This window comes from Collimonas fungivorans (assembly GCF_028292705.1).
GTDB classification, from domain to species: domain Bacteria; phylum Pseudomonadota; class Gammaproteobacteria; order Burkholderiales; family Burkholderiaceae_D; genus Collimonas; species Collimonas fungivorans_B.
Window position 1 is genome coordinate 1 of the sequence record NZ_JAQGLV010000018.1, and the last position, 21,413, is coordinate 21,413.

21 protein-coding genes are annotated in these 21,413 nt (G+C 58.2%); 14 read left to right on the forward strand and 7 right to left on the reverse strand.

Annotated features, from left to right (window positions below; all coding sequences use genetic code 11):
* Positions 1–170: 170 nt before the first annotated feature.
* From JWQ61_RS00700 to JWQ61_RS00710, 3 genes are all read right to left on the reverse strand, one after another.
* On the reverse strand, positions 171–1,127 hold the full coding sequence (locus JWQ61_RS00700; protein WP_304358817.1) for an HNH endonuclease: 957 nt from the start codon (positions 1,125–1,127) through the stop codon (positions 171–173).
* 24 nt (positions 1,128–1,151) lie between these two features.
* Positions 1,152–1,328 (reverse strand): CsbD family protein, encoded by a 177-nt coding sequence (locus tag JWQ61_RS00705; RefSeq protein ID WP_304358818.1) that lies wholly within the window; start codon positions 1,326–1,328, stop codon positions 1,152–1,154.
* 288 nt (positions 1,329–1,616) lie between these two features.
* On the reverse strand, positions 1,617–1,901 hold the full coding sequence (locus JWQ61_RS00710) for a hypothetical protein (RefSeq protein WP_061539993.1): 285 nt from the start codon (positions 1,899–1,901) through the stop codon (positions 1,617–1,619).
* Positions 1,902–2,165: 264 nt separating this feature from the next.
* On the opposite strand from JWQ61_RS00710, the gene JWQ61_RS00715 reads away from it, so the two are divergent.
* On the forward strand, positions 2,166–3,110 hold the full coding sequence (locus JWQ61_RS00715; RefSeq protein WP_304358819.1) for a GlxA family transcriptional regulator: 945 nt from the start codon (positions 2,166–2,168) through the stop codon (positions 3,108–3,110).
* A gap of 18 nt (positions 3,111–3,128) precedes the next feature.
* Positions 3,129–3,938 (forward strand): DJ-1/PfpI family protein, encoded by an 810-nt coding sequence (locus tag JWQ61_RS00720; RefSeq protein WP_304358820.1) that lies wholly within the window; start codon positions 3,129–3,131, stop codon positions 3,936–3,938.
* Here the strand turns inward: JWQ61_RS00720 and JWQ61_RS00725 are convergent.
* Both JWQ61_RS00725 and JWQ61_RS00730 read right to left on the reverse strand, forming a co-directional pair.
* Positions 3,924–5,090, reverse strand: coding sequence for a tetratricopeptide repeat protein (locus JWQ61_RS00725; RefSeq protein ID WP_304358821.1), 1,167 nt, complete (start codon positions 5,088–5,090; stop codon positions 3,924–3,926). The genes JWQ61_RS00720 and JWQ61_RS00725 overlap by 15 nt on opposite strands.
* 77 nt (positions 5,091–5,167) lie before the next feature.
* On the reverse strand, positions 5,168–5,608 hold the full coding sequence (locus tag JWQ61_RS00730) for a CBS domain-containing protein (protein WP_304358822.1): 441 nt from the start codon (positions 5,606–5,608) through the stop codon (positions 5,168–5,170).
* 465 nt (positions 5,609–6,073) lie between these two features.
* On the opposite strand from JWQ61_RS00730, the gene JWQ61_RS00735 reads away from it, so the two are divergent.
* From JWQ61_RS00735 to JWQ61_RS00745, 3 genes are all read left to right on the forward strand, one after another.
* The gene (locus JWQ61_RS00735; RefSeq protein WP_304358823.1) at positions 6,074–7,630 is read left to right on the forward strand and encodes a hybrid sensor histidine kinase/response regulator; all 1,557 of its coding nucleotides are present in this window, start codon (positions 6,074–6,076) and stop codon (positions 7,628–7,630) included.
* 26 nt (positions 7,631–7,656) lie between these two features.
* A complete protein-coding gene (locus JWQ61_RS00740; protein ID WP_014005969.1) occupies positions 7,657–8,016 on the forward strand; it encodes a response regulator in 360 nt (119 codons plus the stop codon).
* Positions 8,017–8,111: 95 nt separating this feature from the next.
* Entirely contained in the window at positions 8,112–8,453 is a 342-nt protein-coding gene (locus tag JWQ61_RS00745) for an Hpt domain-containing protein (RefSeq protein WP_304358824.1), read from the forward strand.
* Positions 8,454–8,457: 4 nt separating this feature from the next.
* On the opposite strand, the gene JWQ61_RS00750 is transcribed toward JWQ61_RS00745, so the two are convergent.
* Together JWQ61_RS00750 and JWQ61_RS00755 are read right to left on the reverse strand one after the other, a co-directional pair.
* Positions 8,458–9,096 carry a phosphatase PAP2 family protein gene (locus tag JWQ61_RS00750; protein WP_304358825.1) on the reverse strand — a complete coding sequence of 213 codons (639 nt, stop codon included), beginning with the start codon at positions 9,094–9,096 and terminating at the stop codon, positions 8,458–8,460.
* A 109-nt stretch (positions 9,097–9,205) separates the two neighbouring features.
* Entirely contained in the window at positions 9,206–9,832 is a 627-nt protein-coding gene (locus JWQ61_RS00755) for a helix-turn-helix domain-containing protein (RefSeq protein WP_304358826.1), read from the reverse strand.
* Between the two features lie 396 nt (positions 9,833–10,228).
* On the opposite strand from JWQ61_RS00755, the gene JWQ61_RS00760 reads away from it, so the two are divergent.
* The 9 genes from JWQ61_RS00760 to JWQ61_RS00800 form a co-directional block, all read left to right on the forward strand.
* The gene (locus tag JWQ61_RS00760; protein WP_304358827.1) at positions 10,229–11,299 is read left to right on the forward strand and encodes a polysaccharide biosynthesis/export family protein; all 1,071 of its coding nucleotides are present in this window, start codon (positions 10,229–10,231) and stop codon (positions 11,297–11,299) included.
* A complete protein-coding gene (locus JWQ61_RS00765) occupies positions 11,296–11,733 on the forward strand; it encodes a low molecular weight protein-tyrosine-phosphatase (protein WP_304358828.1) in 438 nt (145 codons plus the stop codon). Before JWQ61_RS00760 ends, JWQ61_RS00765 begins: the two co-directional genes overlap by 4 nt.
* 98 nt (positions 11,734–11,831) lie before the next feature.
* Entirely contained in the window at positions 11,832–14,072 is a 2,241-nt protein-coding gene (locus JWQ61_RS00770) for a polysaccharide biosynthesis tyrosine autokinase (protein ID WP_304358829.1), read from the forward strand.
* Positions 14,073–14,085: 13 nt separating this feature from the next.
* Positions 14,086–15,288: a hypothetical protein gene (locus tag JWQ61_RS00775; RefSeq protein WP_304358830.1), complete on the forward strand. Its 1,203-nt coding sequence runs from the start codon at positions 14,086–14,088 to the stop codon at positions 15,286–15,288.
* The gene (locus JWQ61_RS00780) at positions 15,285–16,511 is read left to right on the forward strand and encodes a polysaccharide pyruvyl transferase family protein (RefSeq protein WP_304358831.1); all 1,227 of its coding nucleotides are present in this window, start codon (positions 15,285–15,287) and stop codon (positions 16,509–16,511) included. The genes JWQ61_RS00775 and JWQ61_RS00780 overlap by 4 nt, the downstream gene beginning before the upstream one ends.
* Before the next feature lie 6 nt (positions 16,512–16,517).
* Positions 16,518–17,570, forward strand: a complete 1,053-nt coding sequence (locus tag JWQ61_RS00785) for a hypothetical protein (protein ID WP_304358832.1) — start codon at positions 16,518–16,520, stop codon at positions 17,568–17,570.
* Positions 17,571–18,668, forward strand: a complete 1,098-nt coding sequence (locus JWQ61_RS00790) for a glycosyltransferase family 4 protein (RefSeq protein WP_304358833.1) — start codon at positions 17,571–17,573, stop codon at positions 18,666–18,668.
* A gap of 43 nt (positions 18,669–18,711) precedes the next feature.
* Positions 18,712–19,968 carry a hypothetical protein gene (locus JWQ61_RS00795; protein WP_304358834.1) on the forward strand — a complete coding sequence of 419 codons (1,257 nt, stop codon included), beginning with the start codon at positions 18,712–18,714 and terminating at the stop codon, positions 19,966–19,968.
* 223 nt (positions 19,969–20,191) lie between these two features.
* A partial coding sequence (locus JWQ61_RS00800) for a hypothetical protein (RefSeq protein ID WP_304358835.1) occupies positions 20,192–21,413 on the forward strand: 1,222 nt, incomplete at its 3' end.

Genomic DNA, 21,413 nt, shown 5'->3' on the forward strand with positions numbered 1-21,413 from the left:
TGCTCGAGGATCTGCTGATAACTGTCCCGGCTGCCGGCGCCGAATTCCTGTTCAAGATGCTGCATCAGCTCGGCGCGCAACCGGTCATTGTCGAGCAGAGTATTATCGACATCGAGCAAGAAAATCACTTGATCCATGGCCGCCGCTGTCGGATTGATTGAAGTTGCCATCTAATTGTCGCCGGTGAAAGCAGACTGTGCCGCCGGGCCGGCGAACAGTGCGGGCCTGGCAAAGGTCTTTTCTTTTTTATCCGAATCTATCGGCATCGATACCGTCTCGCCATGCACCAGTTGTTGTCCGCTCAGATCCAGGAATTGGAACCTGGGCGTCTCGAAGCGCGCGCTCGGCGGCGGGAACGGATAGGGGACCGGGTTTTCTGCAGAGCTTGCGGCGCCTGGCGCCAGGTCGCGTCCCGGCGATGGCAGCATGACCTGGAACATTTCGTTGCCATAGGCGAGAATGAAGAACATATAAGCTGCGGCGCTGCTGCCGTCCTTGCGCCGGATCAGCAAGACGCTGATCCTGTCGTTCGGCATGAGGCCCGGCGCAAAGGTGTGTGTGACGGGAAAGGCAAATCCACCATCCAGGTGATCGCGTTTCCTGACCCAGGCGACAGCCTGTGAAAAATTCGGCATCTCGCTGCCGGGCAGCACCGACAATCCCATTTTTACGAAAGCCTTCAGCACGGCAAGCGGAGTGTGGGCATCTCGCCTGAGCTGCAGCATGATTTCCCTGGTATGCAGGTCGACCGCAATCAGCGGATCATCTTCGAACCGGCGCTGCGCCGGTCCATGCCTGAAAGGAGGGACGCCGTTTTTTCCCCTGATGTGGGCGAAAGTGCGCATGGGCTTGGACCAGTTGCCGAAGTCGTTCTCTATGCCGTTGCCGAAAAGCGCGTTGCATTCGTCGCATTCATAGGCAGAGAACAAGCTCTTGTTGCCCAGGGATTCGGGCAGGGCGTGGGCAGAGAGGCGGAAACTGGTGTCGGGAGCGCGTTTGCCGCAGAAGCGGCACAGCTGGTTTTCCTGGTCGCCCAAGATGATCTTTTTCCCGGGCTCCAGGACCCATCCGGCAATCTTCCGATAGTTCTGGCTGTAAAAGAAGCGGGCTTTGTCGATGGGATTCATGACTGACTCCTGTCAATCATGGATTCAATGGTGCTTGTGCATATCGTGTTTTTTGTCGCCATACTCCTTCTGGACCTGGCCGACAGTTTTTTCGATCTTGCCTTTCTCTTCCAGGCGCTTATCGCCGGCGATCTTGCCGGCGGTTTCCTTGATCTTGCCTTCTGCTTCCTTGACGCGGCCTTTCACCTGATCCTTGTTCATGGCTATCTCCTGAAGTGATATGGACAATCGGCAGAACGCGGTGCTGGATACTGGCGTTCAGGATGAACAGCATCTGCCTGGGTTGCCGCACGGTCTGTACGGCAGCGCACTTAGATAACGGGGGCAGGGACTGCCAGGGAAAGAGTGAAAAACAAGGGCTGGCAAACCGCCGATGGCGGCGTGTCCTGAATCACCGTGAAATCGTTCCCGGCGACAGCGGTGCAGCGAGCGTAAGCGACTGCCATACGCGCTCGCCGGCACTGCTGGAATCGAGACAAGACCGGAGCGTCAGGCTGCTCCGCGGTACGAGTTCAGATCCGGTGTAAGCCGTTGCGGGCCTTGTGGTTGAGGCGAGTGTTTGGGCCTCTGCGAATCGGCCACGCTTTCCACGCCATCGGCGGCGATCGCTTCGAGGAAACCGAGGACGTTGCGGTAATAATCGACCCGCATTTCGGCTTCCAGCAACTGCCGTTCCGACTGATACAGCGCCAGGCGTGTATCGCGCAGTTCATTTTCTGCCAGCTTTTCAGGCGTCTGGATATATTTGATCGCCAATCTGTTAAGCCATCCCATGTCGGCACCTCTTTTGTATGGAGACAATTTGATCTTAAATCGTTCTTGGCAAAGAAACCTGACAATTGACATCATTTAACTATCTTGTTGCGCAATTTCCACGTCCATATTTACGTGGAACAACTAAATATCGTTTGCAAGAAAATGCAAGGCATAACAAACAAGATGCGACAGGCACGCAGTGATGATTGGCGCGCAGCTGCGCCAATTTGTCACTCTGCCTGGGTCCATTCTGACTAGAATTACGTTCGACAAGGAATTCCGATGCCAGTTCACACTCAATCAATTGCCCTGATCGTCTACGACGATGTCCAGATGCTCGACGTGGCCGGGCCGAGCGAAGTATTTGCGATGGCGGCCCGCATCCTGGGCGAGCAGACCGGCCATGCGCAGGCGTATGCCATCAGCGTGCTGTCGAGCCGCGGCGGTGAAATCCGTTCCAGTTCCGGCATGCGGCTGCTGACGACGGCGCTGGCCGCTGCTGCGCCCGATATCTTTGACGTGGTGCTGGTTGCCGGCGGCCAAGGCGCGCAGGCCGCCAGCGCCGACCGCGAATTGCTAGCCTGGCTGCAGAGCGCCGAGCCGCACGCGCGCCGCATCGGTTCGGTGTGCACCGGGGCGTTTGTGATCGGCGCCGCAGGACTGCTCGACGGTTACCGCGCGGTGACGCACTGGAAGAGCCAGGAAGCGCTGGCGCGCCGTTTTCCGCGGGCGCAGATCGTCGACAACGTCTTGTTTGTAGTGGACCGGCAGCGCGTCAGTTCGGCCGGAGTCACCGCCGGCATGGATCTGGCCTTGCACCTGGTGGAAACCGATCACGGCGCGGCGATCGCCAACGGGGTTGCGCGCAGCCTGGTGATGTTCATGCAGCGCGCAGGCGCGGAAAACCAGCGCAGCGCGCCGCTGTTTGCCCAGGCTGCCGAGAGCAGCGTGATCGACAAGGTGCTGGCGATCCTGCACGCCCGCTTTAACGAACAGCTGAGCGCTGTCCGGCTGGCTGGCGAAGTGCATACCAGCACCAGGACGCTGCAGCGCCAGTTCAAGCAGAAGACCGGTTATACCGTGCACGGCTACCTGGAAAACTATCGCCTGGCGATCGCGCGCGGACTGCTGGAAAAAAGAATCGATGAAGAACGCGTCGCACGCAACTGTGGTTTCCGCAATGCGCGGCAATTGCGGCGTTTGATCAATCTGCAGCTACCACCATGAAACCAGACCGGAGCCGAAATGAATCGTCGCAATGCCCTCAAGACCCTTGCCGCCGGCGTTGCGGCTGCGCCTGTGCTTAGCCGCGCTGCGACTGCCGCAGAAACGTTGCCGCAAGCGCCCACCACAAAGCCGCTGCGCATAGCCATGGTGATTTTCCAGGGCATGACCCAGCTCGATTTCAGCGCGCCGTTCGAGGTGCTGGCGCGGATCCCCGGCGCCCAGGTCGACGTAGTGGCGGAGAGCTTGGAACCGGTGGTCTCGGACACCGGTTTGCGCCTGCTGCCGAGCCATACTTTTGCCAGCGGCGCCCAGCCGGACCTGCTGTTTGTGCCCGGCGGGCCGGGACAGAATGCGCAGATGACAAATCCAGCCATGATCGGCTATCTGGCGGCGACCGGGAAAAATGCCTCTTATGTGACTTCAGTCTGTACCGGTTCGCTGCTGCTGGCCGCGGCCGGATTGCTGCAAGGTTACAAGGCGACCTGCCACTGGATGTCGATCGACCTGCTCGACCTATTTGGCGTCGTTGCGCAACAGCAGAGGGTGGTGGTCGACCGCAACCGCATCACCGGAGCCGGCGTGACCTCCGGCATGGATTTCGCACTCACGGTGGTCGCGACGCTGCGCGGCGATGAACTCGTCAGGCGCCTGGAATTATTGCTTGAATACGATCCGCAGCCGCCGTTCCGCAGCGGTACGCCAAGCCTGGCCGGACCCGCCATGGTGCAGCAGGTGCGCACATTGGCCGCTCCCATGCTGGCGCAGCGCCGGGCGCAGTCGGAGGCCGCTGCCGCCAATCTGCGGCAGCGCCGCTCAATGAACCAATAGCGGAGCGCGGTACGACTTGACGCGGTCAAGCTTGGCCGCATACAGGTCGTGATCGTTGCCGGTGGAGCTGTTTTGCATGGCGATACTCAAATGCTTGACAGCCTGTTCCATGTCGCCCAGGCGCAGGCAGGCAATGCCCATCCAATACTGGAATTCGTGATAGTAGGGATCGCGCGCAATTTCCCTGCTGAAGTGCATTTTTGCGGCCTTGAAATCGCCGGCGCGCATTGCCGCCATGCCCAGGTTGAATGCCTGGAAAGGCGCTTCAGGCTGCAATTGCGCCAGCCTGGCCGCCAGCAGTTTCGATTCCGCGGATTTGCCCAGGTCGTTGAGAACGCCGATCAGGTTGAACATGACCACCGTATTTTCCGGCTCGCGTGCAGACACCTGGCGGAAGGTGCGCTCGGCTTCCTGCAAATTGCCGTGGCGCCGGTAGATCACTCCCAGCGTGTTGTAGGAAGCGAGGAAATTGGCGTCCTGCCGGATCGCTTCGCGCGCCCACCAGTAGGCGTCGTCCAGCTGGCGCATGGACAAGGCTTCAGCCGCCTGGTTATTCATGTACATGGCCACCACCGTGTTCTCTTCGATCTCTTGCCTGCGCTGGCCTGCGGTATCTTCCGGCGGCAGGAAATCGATGGTCATCAGGCGGCTCTGGTCAAGCGGCATGCGGATGGCGCTCGGCCGTTTGCCGAGGGTGAGATTGACGTGGCCGCTGGCAAAGTAGAGGTCTGCATTGCGGCTCCAGGCCTGGTCCATGAGTATGGTCTGGTAGCGTACCGGCAGCCCCAGCTCCTTGGCGAAGGCAGCGGTCATGATCACCAGCGACAGGCAGTTGCCGCTGCGGGCGGCGAAGGTCTGGGCGGCATTGCGCGTGTGTTCGGAACTGTATTCCAGCTGCAGCTGGCCCTTGCTGTACAGCGCATCGAACAAGCCTTGCTGTATGCCCTTTGCGCGCATCTGGTGGGCGTTTTCATCGGTGGCCAGGTATTGGCGCATGGCGTGGCTGACAGCAAAAACGTCGTCGGCGCTGACGCGCTGCGAGGGCGCGGAAAACAGCTGGTCGCTGAACAGGCGATCGCCATGCGACACCTGCGGCGAGGTGGCGCAGGCGCCGAGCAGGAGACATAGAGGCAGGACTAGCCAGTGTTTCATCTGAGGCCACCAAGTGGTAGGCAACTTCCAATATGCAGCTTGCAACGGGCTGCTTCCACAATATATACCTGAACCGGTCAGGCCGGATGTCCCATGATGTAGTGTTCGAGCTGCTGGATGATGAACTGCTGTTCCGAGATGATGTCTTTCACCAGGTCGCCGATGGAGATGATGCCGACCAGCTTGTCATCGTCCAGGATCGGCAGGTGGCGCAGGCGATTCTCGGTCATCAGCGCCATGCATTGTTCATTGGTGTCGTCCAGCCGCACGTACATGACGGAGGAAGTCATGATGTCGCTCACCGAAGTGTCGGTTGACGAGCGGCCTTTGAGTATCATCTTCCGGGCATAGTCGCGTTCTGTGACAATGCCGACGATTTTCCCCTGTACCGTCACTAGCAGCGCACCAACGCTCTTGTCCGACATCATCTTGATGGCATCGAACACCTTGGCGTCAGGAGCTATCGTGTAGACGGTTTGACTTTGCTTGGTCTTGAGAATCTGTGCGACGGTTTTCATCAGGCATTCCTTCAAATAAACCCTGCAATTTGAATAATTATTCTGCGACCCTGCTTAGTCAAGAAAGTAGTCTTTTCGTTTTCAAATTGCAAGCATCTTCAATGCAGGCGGACGCCGCCGCTGACAATTCTGACAGTAGTAAAAAGATGGGCTATTATATTATTATTGCAGTGCGGCAATTAATTCTTTGACTGGCAAAATTGAACCATAGGCGGGCAACGCGCTCTGTCTGTGGGGTCCGGAGCGACACATGTCCTCGCTGTGAGGGCGAGCCAACGCAAGAAACAGAAAGTCTTTTTTTAATGACAACGTATTTCAATGGTTGTTTTGCCAATGACCGATTTTAGTTTTACCGCCGTGCTGAAAAAAATACAGAAGTCAGATGTAGCAATAGCATTGCCGCGCCGGTCGGATATCCGGCTTGCGATCTTGTTTTTTGCAAGCGCATTAATCGCATGTATATGGGTGGTTACCTTATATGACGAAGCCAGCGAAACGCAGCGCGAGCTGGAAAAGGTAGGGCGCGACGCCCAGAACGTAGCGCGGGCGTTCGATGAAAACATCAGTCACGTGATCGAGCAGGCCGACGAAGCCAGCGACCTGCTGAAATACCAGTACGAGCGTTTCGGCGCAAAAATGAACAATCCCGAATACCGGGATGCATGGCTGATGCAAGGTAATCTCGCCAATCGTTTCTTCATTCTTGACGAACACGGGAAGCAGGTTTACGCCAACGACGATATCGTGCTTAACGACGAACTCATCGCCGGACACATGCAATTGCACCAAGGGCATGATTCCGGCCAGCTGCTGTTCCTTGCCAAACCGGTGCGCGACCGCGTCTCGGGAGACTGGTCGATGCAAGCCAGTCGGCGCCTCAACCGGCCCGACGGCAGCTTCAGCGGCGTAGTCGGCGTTTCGATCAGCAACGAGGCGGTGACGCGTTTTTATCACCAGATCAATGTCGGCCAGGATGGCGCAATCAGCGTGGTCGGCGACGAAGGCACGATCAAGGCGCGCGAGCCGGACGGCGCCAAGGCGATCGGCATGGATTTTTCCGGCAGGCCGTCGTTCGCCGTGATGAAGCAGCACAAGCAAGGCTACCTGACCAGCAACGGCTTGGTCGACGGCATGCGGCGGACCTATGCCTATCGTCATCTGGAAAATTATCCGCTGATGGTGCTTGTCGGCATTTCGGTCGAAGAGGCGATGCAGCCTTTTTATAACAACCGCTTTCGCGGTTACGTGCTGGCGGCATTTTCAACCGGGGTGGTGGTGGTGTTTACCATCTTCATCCTGTTCATGGCGAACGGCCTGGTGAGCACAGGGCGGGTGGCGACGCTGGCCAACCAGGCCAAGTCGCAGTTTCTCGCGAATATGTCGCATGAATTGCGTACGCCGCTGAATGGAATTTTGGGTTATGCGGAACTGTTGCGCGAAGATCTGGTCGGAACCGACGAGCAACATTTTGCGCAGGCAATACACGACAGCGGCACGCATTTGCTATTGCTGGTCAATACCGTGCTCGATCTGGAGCGGATCGCGGCGGGGAAAATGGAAGTATTCATTGCCACCGAAAATTTGCGCGAGGTGATGCAGAAAATTGTTGCCAGCCATGCATCTACCGCGATGCGCAAGGGGATCGCCTTGAGGCTGGTGCTGAGTCCGGCGCTGCCGGTCGAATTTGCATGCGACCGCGGCAAGCTGATCAGGGTGCTTAACAACCTGATCCACAATGCGCTGAAATATACGGACCAGGGGGCGGTAACGGTGCGTGTGCTGCAGGGCGACGGCGTACTGATATTCCGGGTGGTGGATACCGGCGAAGGCATTCCGGCGGAACTGCAGCGCATCATCTTTGAAAAATTTGCGCAGGTGGACGGCTCGGACATGCGGGCGCAGGCCGGCAGCGGGCTGGGCCTGGCGCTGGCCAAGGAATTGGTGAAATTCATGGGCGGCACCATCGCCGTACGGTCGCGGGTTGGCAAAGGTTCCATATTTGCCTTCACGCTGCCGATTTGAACAAGGCTTTAAGTGATTAGGTGTTAATGAAAAACATATTGGTAGTGGATGACAATCCTCTCAACAGCAACCTCGCCAGGATCATCCTGACCAGGGCGGGATATACGGTTCACGTGTTTGCCGGAGCCTCCGAGGCTCTGCGGTATCTGGAGAAAAATACAGTCGATGTGGTGTTGACCGATGTCGGCATGCGCGATATAAACGGTAAAGAATTCTGCCGCCTGGTCAAGGAAGGCAGTCACATGGTGGTTCCCCGCATGGTGGCGTATACCGCCTTTGCGATGGAGGAGGAGTTGTTGTCGATCCGGGCGGCAGGTTTCGATGCCGTAGTCATCAAGCCGGCGACTCGTGTCCAGATCCTGGCAGCAGTGGATCCTGCCAGTTGAAGCGCTGTTTCACGCTGTTTTACGATATAGCGCTTCAGGAAAATAACCAACCGCCGACCATGCCATCTCATATCTGCCATCATTTCAGCCCGGAGATGTTTTTAAAACATTCTTATAATGACAAGAGTGTTTTTGTCGACCTGTGCAAGCTGTTCCTGCAGGTCGGCGGCGAGCAGTTTGCGCGTTTGAAATCGGCCGTGCAGGCCGGGAATGTCAGCGCCACGACGCAGGAATGCCACGCCCTCAAGGGTACGCTGCTCATCTCGGGCGCCGATGCCGCGGTACGTTTGCTGGATCAGATCGAGATCGAGTTCAACCGGAAAAAACGGGTGTGCACGACGGAAAAAATCCTCGAGCTGCAAAATGAAATCATGCTGACCCTGGATGAAGTGCGCGACTTCCTGATGGAGCTGGAAAGCCTCGAACTCCAGTATTGAATGTTCAGGGCGCCGGCTGGTTTGGCGCCGGGCTGCAGCATTTTTCGGCAGCGTGGCGGCGGCTTTCGGCGGCCAGCGCGGAGTGGCCCGACAACAATAGCGCCGCCTTGTCGATCAACAGCTGGGTCGGGATCGGCCGGGCGAAAGAGGCTGCCAGCAACAGCACAAAACTGACGCCCATCAAGGTGCGGTTCAGCACCGGCTTAGGCAGGCTTTCAGCGCACCAGATGAAAGCAAGGCTGACGGCGCTGCCCAGCACCCATCCGCTGAGCGCTTCCGAGACCGAGTGAAAATCCAGCAGCACGCGTGACAGGCTGATCAAGGCCGCAAAAGCCATTCCGGACACAGCGGCAAGCTGCCGGGTCATGGTGGTTTTCTGCTGGAAAAGAAAATAGAAGAGCAGGGGGATGATCGCCGCGGAGCGCATTGCATGGCCGCTGAAGCCCGTGAAATCGAGCTCGTCTATGCCTATGCCCCAGCCGACAAATGCAATCTTCGAGGCGGCTACCAGCAGCAAAGCGGAACCGAACAGCAGGCACCAGGCCCAGAACAAACGTTGCGCGCGTGCCGCCAGCAGCCACGCTGCAATCGCAACGGCGGCGGGAAGCATGATGGTGCTGCCGCCGACTTTGGTAATACCCATCCATGAAAACATAAAACTCAATGCCTAATAGCGGCCAATACCGGTCTCCTGCGATACCAGCAGGTTGATATGCGCTGATACGCGCTATTTTTACTCGAGGTCGGTCAGTTCAAGCAGGCGATGCTACACGAGCCTGGCGCGCCTTGCGTGCCGCGCAGCCGCGCATGAAGCCGCGCAGCTCTTCGAATACGATAGGTTTCTGGAAAAACAGGACTTCATCGGGCAAGCCGCCGCGCGCGTCCAGGTCCTCCCTGCTGAGGGTGGTGAGGACGGCGATGTCGATATGCCTGAGGTCGGGATTGGCGAGCACCGTTTTGACAATTTCATAACCGTCGATGCCCTCCATGACGATATCGAGCAGCAGGATATCGTACTTGCGCTGGGCGATTTCCACCAATGCCTGGTAGCCGTTTTCGCAAAAGCGGGTCTCCAGCGCGATATCCCAGGAAGCGATCTGCTTCTCGTACACCATGCGCTGCAAAGCGTTGTCTTCGACGATCAGGGCGCTCAAGGTCGACGACGGCGCGCTCCTGCTCCGGTCTGTCAGCAAATCGCTGCGTTCAGCCTTCAGTGCATCGATTGCTTCGCGCGGAATGCGGCGATGCCCCCCTTGGGTCTTCCAGGCCACCAGAACCCCGCGCTCTACCAGTTGCTGGACTGATGTGACGGATATTCCCAGCAGCTTGGCTGCTTCTTGCGTAGTGACGTCGCTTTGATTGAGTTTCACTGCTGACATTGGGCGGTTAGAGAGTTAGGTGATGCCGGATTAGGTGATGCATTTTATCAAACGTATTTTATCAAACACATTTTTATTAATTAATTAGACACTTGCCAGCCATTGATTTGCATGGCCGCCACAGGGTTCCTGCCATTGTTGCAGGCCGAAATGCATTTATTTGCACTTGCAGCAAATTATCACTGGTCATCCAAATAAAAAATACTATAAAATCGTTGAAATCGGTATTTATGTGATTTTAAACGATTTTTGTTGTTTTTTTGATTTTAAATTCGCATAACTGCCTAAATTGGCTTGAGCTGCGTACGTTAAATTGGATCGGTGTGAATTAAATTGAAAAAAATATTGCTGCTAACTCTCGTGTTTGCACTGGGCGGTTGTGCGTTTGCCCCAGGCATGAAATTCGATTCATATTCGGCGTTGGATGCAAGCGACCCTGAGTCGGTGCCGGTGATCACCCCGATCACCCTCAAGCTGGTGCAGCAGGAAAACGCCGAACGCGTCCGGCAGGCCGGGCAAGGCGAGAAGTACCGCGAACTGATCGGCAAGCCGCAGCCGTATCGCATGGGGCCGGCCGATATCTTGTCGATCATCGTCTGGGATCATCCTGAACTGGTGGTTCCTAACCTCACTTATACCTTGGGCGCCACCGGCAACCTGTCGAACAGCGGCATGACGGCGCAGACCTTGCCTGGTTACGTGATCAGCAACGAGGGCGAAGTGCAGTTCCCCTACGTCGGCCTGTTCAAGGCAGAAGGATACACCGAAGTAGAGGCGCAAAAGAAGCTGCGCGGACTGCTCTCCAAATACATACGCGATCCGCAGATTACCCTGCGCGTGATCGGTTATCGCAGCCAGAAGATCTACGTCGACGGCGAAGTGCGCTCGGCCGGGGTCAAGCAGATGAGCGATGTGCCGATGACTCTGTCGGAAGCGATCAACCAGGCCGGCGGCATACCGCCGAGCGGCGACGCCAGCCGGATTACGTTGGTGCGCGGCGCCAAGAGTTATGAAATCAGCTTGCCGGACCTGATTGCGCGCAATCTCAGCCCGTCCGACATCCTCATGCAAAACAACGACGTGCTGCGGGTCGCGCCGCTGAGCGACAACCAGGTGTCGGTATCCGGCGAAGTGCGCAGCCCAGGTTTGCTGCCCTTGCGCAGCAACGGCCGGCTCAGCCTGAGCGACGCCTTGAGCGGCGCCGGCGGCGTCGACGCCAATACCAGCGATCCAAGCGCCATCTATGTGGTGCGGGCGGCGCCCGACGGCACCATGCCCAAGGTATTCCACCTGGACAGCAAATCGCCGGTCGGCATGGCGCTGGCGGAAAACTTCCCGCTGCAGGCCAAGGACGTGGTGTATGTCGATGCCCCGGGCCTGGTCCGTTTCAGCCGCGTGTTTGCGCTGCTGGTCGGCACTTCTACTACTGCGGTCAATTCGCGTAACGCTGTGGACAAGAAAAATTGATCAAATCCATCCTCGTCGTCTGCATAGGCAACATCTGCCGCAGCCCCATGGCGGCAGCGCTGTTCGCTAAACAATTGCCGGGCTTGCATTGCCGTTCGGCCGGCATCGGCGCGCTGATAGGGCAGCCTGCCGCGCCGTATTCGGTTGAACTGATGAAGCAGTGCGATATCGACATCAGCGATCACCGGGCGCAGCAGCTGCAATCGTGGCTGTGCGATTCCTCTGACCTGATCCTGGTGATGGATATCGAACAGAAACAGCATATTGAAAAACAATACCCGACCACACGCGGCAAATTGTTCCGGCTCGGGCAGTTCAGCCAGTTCGACGTATTCGATCCCTACAAGCGCCCGCGCGATGAGTTCGAGAGTTGCCTGCGCCTGATCGAACAGGGCGTGGCCGATTGGGTAAGGCGCATCGATTCGGTCAATTAGCGACGACCAGGGCGGCGGCGTGTGCGATCGATGTGCGCCGCCAGCCATGCACGTGGTCAGTACCTCATATCAATATTTGCCAACCAGCTGAATAATCCATGACTTCACTCAATCCGCTGCAACAACATTTCACCGACAAGCATGAGGAAATCAGCCTAGCGGCCATTCTCGATATTCTGTTGGACAATCGCTGGCTGATCGGCATGATTACCGCCGGCTTTTTGCTGCTCGGTACTTTATATGCCTTCCTGGGAACGCCTATCTACAAGGCCGACATCCTGGTGCAGGTGGAAGACAATTCCCCCAGCGCCGCCGCCAGCAACATGCTGGCCGACATGTCGGCCATGTTCGACGTCAAGTCCACCGCGCCGGCGGAAATAGAAATCCTCGGTTCGCGCCTGGTGGTCTCCAGGAGCGTCGATAACCTGCATCTGTTCATCGACCAGGGACCAAAGTATTTCCCCATCATCGGCGCCCTGATTGCGCGCCGCAACCTGGATCTTTCCGAGCCCGGCCTGTTTGGCATGGGCGGCTACGCCTGGGGCAGCGAAAAGATCGATGCCGACGTGTTTAACGTACCGCAGGTGCTGGAAACCGAAACGTTCAAGCTGACCAACCTCGGCAAGGGCCGCTACAGCCTGGCCAGCTCGGCGTTCGACCAAGTGTTTGAAGGTGTGGTCGGCAAGACCGAAAAATTCACCGTGAGCGCCGGCGTGATCGAACTGCATGTGGCGCAAATGCAGGCCAAGCCCGGCATCGTGTTCAAACTGGTGCGCAATTCGCGCCTGAAGACCATACAGGATTTGCAAGACCAGCTGAATATCGCTGAAAAAGGCAAGCAGTCCGGCGTCATCGGCGCCGAGCTGCTGGGGCCGGATGCCTACCTGGTGAGCGCGACCATGAATGAAATCGGCCGCCAGTACGTGCAGCAGAACGTCGAACGCAAATCGGCCGAGGCCACCAAGTCGCTGGATTTCCTGGACGGCCAGCTGCCTGAACTGAAGGCGGAACTGGACAAGGCGGAAAACCTGTACAACGCCTTGCGCGAGCGGGTCGGCACCATCGACATGGGCGAAGAAGCCAAGCTGGTGCTGCAGCAATCGGTATCGACCGACACCCAGATCCTGGAGCTGAGGCAGAAGCGCAAGGACCTTTCCACACGTTTCGCCGATTCGCATCCGTCGATCCTGGCCATCGATCGCCAGATCGGCGCGCTGCAGAGCGAGCAGGGCAAGATATCCGGCCGCATCAAGACGCTGCCGAACAGCGAGCAGGACGTACTGCGCCTGATGCGTGACGTGACCGTCAACACCAGCTTGTATACCGGGCTGCTGAACAACATCCAGCAATTGAAACTGCTCAAGGCGGGCAAGATCGGCAACGTACGCGTGGTCGACTCCGCCGCTCTGCCGGAAATCCCGGTGATCCCGAAAAAGCCCCTGGTGTTTGCGCTGGCGCTGCTGCTTGGCCTGTTCTTCGGCGTAGTGGCTGCGATATTGCGCAATATCCTGTACGGCGGCATCAGCAATCCTGAAGACATCGAGCGCCATGCGGGCTTGAGCGTGTATTCGACCGTGCCGCTGAGCGACGCCCAGCAGCAGCTGAATGTCAAGATCAAGGCGAAATCCAAGGAGATGGCGCTGCTGGCGGTGTCCGATCCTCACGATACGGCGATAGAAAGCCTACGCAGCCTGCGCACCGCACTGCAGTTCGCCATGCTGGAAGCGCACAACAACATCGTGCTGCTGACCGGCCCGGCGCCCGGGGTCGGCAAATCCTTCATTTCCGCCAATCTGGCTGCGGTGATTGCCTCTTCCGGCAAACGCGTGCTGCTGATCGACGCCGACCTGCGCAAGGGCCATCTCAACCAGTATTTCGGCATGGGCCGCGGCAAAGGCCTGTCCGAACTGATTTCCGGCAGCAGCAAGCCAAGCGAAGCGATACACAAAGCCATCGTGCCGAACCTGGATTTCATTTCCACCGGCACCTTGCCGCCGAATCCGGCCGAGCTGTTCCTGGTCGGCCGCATGTCCGAGCTGCTGCAAGAGTTTTCCGCCGCCTACGACCTGGTGCTGATCGATACGCCGCCGGTGCTGGCGGCTTCCGATACCGGCATCCTGGCGGCGCTGGCCGGCACGGCATTCCTGGTTGCCCGCGCCGAGACCACCAAGCTCGGTGAAATCGTCGAATCCATGAAGCGCCTGGCGCAGACCGGAGTCCACGCAAAAGGCGTGATCTTCAACGGCCTCCGGCTCGATACCCGCAGATACGGATACGGCAATACCGGACGTTATCGCTACACCGCTTATTCCTATAAACCGCAAGACGTCAAATCCTGATTGCACCTGCCACATGAAAAAAGCCAAGGCGCTGCTGCAAGTCATTTTTGAGCAAGCAGTTTTCACGCTGTCGTTTTTTGCCACCCAGGCGCTGCTGGCGCGCTACCTGAGCGTGGAAGTGTTCGCCTCGTTTTCGGCCATCTATTCGGCGGTGATCCTGCTCAATATCGTACACGGCTGCACCGTCATGGAGCCGTTGCTGGTGTTCGCCAAATCGGACTATTCGATAGGCCGCCGGCTGCTGCTGAAACTGCATGCGCCGATGGCGCTGCTGAGCGTGCTGGTAGTGATCTACCTGGCTTTGCGCATACCGGATACGCCGCCGTATTTTATCTATGCGCTGATCCTGGCGTTGGCGGGTTTTGTCGCGTACTGGACGGTGCGCGCGATCGCCATCCTGGAAAACAAAAGCCTGAAATCGGTGCTCCCCGCGCTGGCCCAATTGGGCGGAGTGTGCGCGGCGATTGCCGTGATTCCCAAGGACAGCCCTTATCAGCTGAGCGAACTGCTGGCCGCCATCGGTTTGCCTCTGCTGTTGGTGAGCGGACTGGTGGCCGCGATGTCGAAAAAGAAAGAAGAGCACCCGCATCCGCTGCCAGGCGAAAAAATCTCCTGGCTGAGCTTCGGCCTGAACAATTCCCTGAGTCAGATCATGGTCTGGGCCATGACCCACGGCCTGGTGATTTATTACATGTCGAGGCAGCAAGCCGACCTGGCCGCCAACTTCCGGGTGGTGATGACCCTGGTGCTGCCGGCGCAATACCTGAATATCGCCATCTCGAATTTCGGCTTGCCGAGGCTGGCGCGGCTGGCCGATGAAGGCTCGGCCAGGTTTGCTTCCATGGCGCGCATGCTGATCGCGGCGACGCTGGCTTCCAGCCTGGTCTACAGCCTGGTGCTGTGGCTCTCCGGGCAGTTGCTGGTCGGCTTGCTGTTCGGTGCCAAATACAGCGGCCTCGACATGCGCGACTACTTCCTGCTGCCGATGATACTGGCGGCGATCCAGGGTACGCGCACCGTATTGAAGGCGCTCAAGCTGACCCATCAGGCCAGCTGGGCGGTGGCCGGCGGTTTCCTCTGTTTCGTCCTGGTGTTCGTCACCCGTCCGGCAACGTCGGTCAGCACGGTCTTCGTTCCTACCGTATTCGGCCTGGGACTCGCTGCTTTCATCATGTTTTATCAAATCCGAAAAAGTCTAAAAGTGGTGGCCATATGAAAATCGTGATCTGCGCTGTGCCCTATAGCCCCAACCTGGGCGATGGTGTCATCTATGAAAACATCAAGCAGCTGCTGCTGGAGCGCTTGCCCGGCGCCGAGGTCAGCGCGCTCGATATCGCCGGCCGCGATGATTATGTGAAAGCCGGCATCTCGAAAAAGTCGCTGGTCAACAAAGTGCCGAAGCTGTTGCGTCCGTATGCGGTCTGCACTTATTTCAGCCTGCAGTATTTTCTGCGCTGGCGCAGCAAGTGGATAGCGCAGCTGGCGGATGCCGACCTGATCGTGGTCGGCGGCGGCCAGCTGCTGCTGGACGTGCACCTGAATTTCCCGGTCAAGCTGTTCCTGCTGTCGAAGGCGGTCAAGGCCGCCGGCAAGTCCGGCAAGGTCGCGGTATTCGGCGTCGGCGTATCGAAGAGCATGTCGAGCGCCGGCACCGGCCTGATCAAGCGCACCTGGGAAAACCTGGCGCCGATCCAGGCCAGCACCCGCGACGTCGCCTCGGCGCAGAACCTGAAGCTGATCCTGGCGCAGCCGCTGGAGGTCAAGGTGACACCGGATCCCGGCATCTATTCGCAGCAGACTTTTGCCCCGTTCCTGCCGCCGCGCACTGCCGGCAATGTGCTGGGAATCTGCATTTCCAGTCCGCTGGAACTGAACCAGGCCGGCGTCGAGAAGCAGGACTACAGCGAGCGTATCGGCAAATATTTCCAGGAGCTGGCGCAGCAGGCGACGACGCTGGGATACCGGGTCCACCTGTTTACCAACGGTTCGCCGGAAGACGAGGCATTCAAGGATGCGCTGGCAGCCGAGCTGGATCCCGAGATCGTCAACCTGCCGCGTCCCGGTGTGCCGTCGCAGCTGGTGGCCAACATCGGCCAGTGCGACTGCATCATCGCGCACCGGCTGCACGCCAATATTGTCGCCTACGCGCTGGATATCCCGAGCATCGGCCTGAACTGGGACAGCAAGGTCCAGTCGTTCTTCGAACTGACCGGCCGCGGCCGCTTTTTCATGCAGGCGCCGGTGCCTGACGTCACCCGTACTTTCAAGCTGCTGTACCAGGCGCTGCAAGTCGACGGCACTGGCGAGAAAGTGCGCCTGACGCAGCAGCTGACGACTGAAATCGCGGCCTTGCTGGAGCGCTCTGGCCTGGCCGGCAAAGCGTTCGCGCCAGAGTCGGAGCCAGACCAGGCCGGCAGGGCTGCCGCGGCTGCCGCATAAGCAAGCATGAGCTCCTTATTCGACAAGCGCATCGCCCCCGAGATCCGGCTCATCTGCGGGATCCTGATGCTGGTGCTGACCGCACTCATCTACATGTACCAGCGGGCGTTCCTCCCGAGTTATTTCTTCACCGATGAAACCACCATCATCGACCTGATGAAATATACCGACCTCAGCCTGGCCGAGCAGAATTCGTTCGTCAGCACGGCGGTGATTTTTTCCTTCCTCGGGTCGGCCTGGTCGCAAGTGCTGCTGCTGGTAGCCACCTGCTCGGTGATCTACTACATCAGCGGCAAATCGCTGCGGCTGATCGATCTCGCATTCGCCATCATCCTGATGCTGTCGTTCACGCTGTTCAACCTGAAGCTGTCGAAGGAAATCATCGTCATCCTGCTGAACCTGCTGGTCTGTTATGTCTGCACCTGGCGCATATCCAACCACAGCAAGACCGCGCTGGTGATTGCAATCTACCTGCTGTATGCCTGGCAGTTCCGCATCTACTACGTGCTGATCGCCGCCATCATGGTGGTCATGCATATCGTGTTCAGCACACGCGGCAAGCTGCGCGCCGTAATCGTGCTGGGCATCATAGCGGCCTGTCTGTTATTGCCGGGCGATTTCTGGAACCAGCTGCAGCAGGCGCGCGACATCATCAACATGGAAAGAGAGGGCTTGTCCGATTCGAAGACCATTTTCTCGAATGTGCTGACGCCGAACGGCATCATGACGGCTTTTCCGAACGCCGGTTTTGCCGCGCTGCGTTTTTATTTTGCCCCTATCTTTTCCCTGCGCGTACAAGAGATTTTCCTGTCTTTCACGCTATGGCTGCTGACATTCCTCATGTTCCGGCGGCATAACCACAAACATCCGCTGTTCTTGCTGCTGGTGGCCAATTTCGCCATCCAGACCTTCTTCGAGCCCGACCTCGGGTCGTTTTTCCGTCACCTGACCGCCTATGCATTTTGCGTATTCGGCATCGATTACCTTCAGCCGCGGCGTGAGATCTCGCGCCACCCGGCCGCCGCGCCAGCACCGGCGCATTTCTATCGGGAGACTTAAATGGAAACGCAAGAACCCGTACTGCATGTGCTGAACGTGGCCGAGACGATCAAGGGCGGAGTGGCTACCTACCTGGAAACGCTGGAACGCCTCAGCGCCGATTTCAACTGCCGTTTCGACTACCTGGTTCCTGCCGCGCAGGCCGACCAGCTGAAAGCGGAACGCGTGCATCATCACTCGCATTCGCGCGGCGGGCTGGGGCCGTTCAAGCTGGCGCTGGCGATCGTGCGCCAGGTGCGCAAATCGCGCCCTGACATGGTTTATGCCCACAGCACCTTCGCCGGCGTGGCGCTGTGCCTGGCCAAGCCGTGGCTGGGGCGCAAGGTAAAGACGATCTATTGCGCCCACGGCTGGGCCAGCTTCCGCGACCGCAGCAGATCGGTGACCTTGGTCACGCGCGCGATCGAAAAAATCATGTCTTATATCCCGAACGCGGTGATCGATATCTCGCGTTACGAACACGTCAACAATCGCAAGTTCGGTTTCTCCCGCAACTGTATCCTGATCCAGAACACCGTCCTGGACCGTATCCTGCCGCCGCCCAAGAACGGCGCAAACCAGGACGACGGGCGTTTGCATATCCTGTTTGTCGGCAGGCTGGATCACCAGAAGGGCTACGATATCCTGGTGGACGCCATCCGCATCCTGCAAAAGAGCCGGCCGAACTATGTGTATCACATCGTCGGTGCGCCGGTGCTGGCGAATCTGCAGATCGAAATGCTGGAAGCGGCCAATGTGCATTATTACGGCTGGATCGGCCAGGCCGAGATCAATGCCTATTACGACCTGGCCGATGTGCTGGTGATGCCGTCGCGCGCCGAAGGCTTCGGCCTGACTGCGCTGGAGGCTTTCCGCAGTTATGTGCCGGTGGTGGCCAGCAATCGCGGCGCCTTGCCCGATATCGTGGAGCATGCGGTCAATGGCCTGATCTTCAACTGCACCGCCGGCGACCTCGCCGAGAAGCTGGAAAACCTGAACCGCACCAGCCTGGGCGACTACGCGGAGGCGGCGCGCGCCTCTTACTTGATACGTTTCTCTCCTGGCCAGTTCGTCGCCAGCTACCAGCAATTATTTTCTCGCCTGCGGCAAACCAATTAGCGCATTTTCCATCCAATAGGATTCTATTCGACAGGAGCGACAGATGAAATTACCTGCAGCATGGCTTATCCCTGTTTGCGGCGTATTGGCGGCTTCTCAGGCGTCTGCGTGGGAAAAATACGGCATTCATTCGGTCTACCCGGCGGCCATCAGCGTCCAGATCAATCCGTCGCAAATATCAAACCAGCAACTGGCGGCCATCAAGGACGCCGGTTTCGAATACGTCCGTTTCGGCACCCGGCCGCCGGTCAGCGACAAGCCGCAGGATTTTTCGGAGTTGCTGGAGCGCTTGCGCAAGGCGCAGCTGAAACCCATCATCACCCTGTTTGGCGGCGCCACGGTCTGGGTGCAGCCGAAACGGATGATGTCGGCCACCATGACGCCGCTGGACGCGGCCGACAATTTTTCCAAGTTTGCGCTGACCACCTTGAATCAGTACGCGGATCCGAACATCTTGTGGGAGCTATGGAACGAGCCGGACAATCCGACTTTCCTGAAGCCAGGCATGCTGCAGGCCGGCCTGGTGCCGGCGATACAGAAAATCTGTTCGGCGCTGGAGCAGCAAAAGGGCGGCGTCAAGAAAAACATCTTCGGTTTCGGTTTCGCCAAGCTGCCGAATCTGCAACCGAAGATCCCGGATGACAAGCTGCTCGCCATCTCGCTGCAAAACTGCCTGAGCGGCGTGTCGGTCCATCCGTACCGGAAAATCCCCGAAACATTGGCCGACGATGCGACCAAGAGCCGCGAGCTGCTGCACAAGTACGGCAAGGGCGAACTGCCGATGATTGCATCCGAATGGGGTTATTCCAACTTTACCGCCGCCAGGGACCAGGGTGGCCAGGCGCAGCTGGTGTTGAGGGAATACCTGTCGACGGTATTCGCCGGCATTCCGCTGGTGAATATCTACCAATGGCAAGACACCGGTCCGGACCGCGCGGCGCGCGAACAGAATTACGGCCTGACCGACAGCAGCGGCCAGGTCAAGCAGGCGCTGCCGGCGCTCAAGCATTTGCTGGGCAAGCTGAAAGATACCCAGCTTGCCGGCAGCGAGAAAGTGGGGGAGGCATATCAGCTGGTCTTGAACAGCCAGCCGGGGGCTTCGGCAAAACGCAGCGTCCACGTCGTATGGAGTTCTGCGACTCGTCCCGGCGGCGGTTTTTCGATCCCGAGGAACAAGGGGCAGCGCTGCGTCATCAGCGAGTTTTATCCGCAGCAGGGCGATAAGCCCTGCCCGGAAGGCGCCGGCAGCGTCGATATCAACGCCGGCCCGTCGCCGCTGGCGGTGACGCTATACGATTAGGAAACCAGGTGCGCCACTCTGTTCCGTACTTATCTGAAGGCGGTGAACGTTGCCGCAGCGGGGCCTAGGGGAAGCCGTTCGGGGTGCAGAGGAGCCGCCGGCGATATGGGGGTGTTGCGACGCATCGATGCGCCGATCCGGAGCAAACAAGCGGCCTGTCTTTCTTGGAGCCATCAGTCGAAGAGCCAATCATCGCAGTCACAACTTTGGAAAGAAGGAAGTCATGCCTCATACCTCGCTGAAACCACTTTTGATATCGCTGGGCTGCCTGTCGGGACTGATCCTTGCTCCGGCCGGGCAGGCCGTGCCGCTCGGAGATCCCATCATGGTGAATACCAACACTGCCGGCAATCAAACTTCCGGTTTGTTCGCCGCAGGATCCAACGGAGAAAAACTCCTGATCTGGAGAGATAGTCCGGCAAATGCCACGTACATTCAAAGAATAAAGTCGTCGGGAGCGCCTTTTTTAACAAAACAACAGATCCAGATTCCTCAATCGTATGACACGCTCTCCGTTGACCGCGCCGGCAATTTCGTCTTGGCAGGTCAAAGCGGACTATCTGGAGCAGTCATGGCCTATGACAGAAACGGGAGTCTGCTATCCAATTTCAAACCAACCGCGGACTCATTGACTGCGACTGCCAGCATGGATACGGATGGCAATATGACCGTAGCCTATATCTACCCCAACGTGTTCGATGTTCCTCGCAAGCTTGCAATCAGGAGATTCAATACCGGCGGAATCCCCGTCAGCCCTGAAATCATCGTTGCATCGGGTTCCGTGGATACAATCTCCGGCCCCCTTTCAATTGCCACGGACAATGCAGGAAATATCGGATTGTCATGGACCGGCCAAGACAGTTCTCGGTCACCAGTCTACAGCATGATGCAGCGCTTCAGCCGCGCAGGTGTTGCGCTGGCTCCGGCAATTACCGCCAGCCATATCTCGACATCAGTGCACTTCACCGGCAGTATTTCCATGGAACCCGGAGGAAAATCCGTCATCGTATGGACCAATGGTTTTCCCGATGCGTCGGGCTCGGCTTACACTTATATCGTATATGCCCGGGCCTTCGACGCGAATGGCAACCCCACAGGAAGCGGAAGCACGCGAGTCAATCAACGCGTCATCGATGCCTGGACTACGCCAACTGCGGCGATTGCAGAGAATGGCGATTTTGTCGTTTCATGGGTAGCGCCAAAAGGCGTGATCGGGGGTGGCCCGGACTCTGCATTGGCGGCAAGACAATTTCACAGCGATGGAACTCCAATCACCAACGAATTGCGAGTCGACCCGCCTCAAACTCTACCTGCGTCCAACCCGCGTCTGGCAATGGATCCGGTGGGAAATTTTGCAGTGGCATGGACCAGCGGCTCACCTAGCGACGGCCCTGGGGCCGGATGGGACGCCATGGTGCGCACCTTCAAGATGGACACCCGGCCAC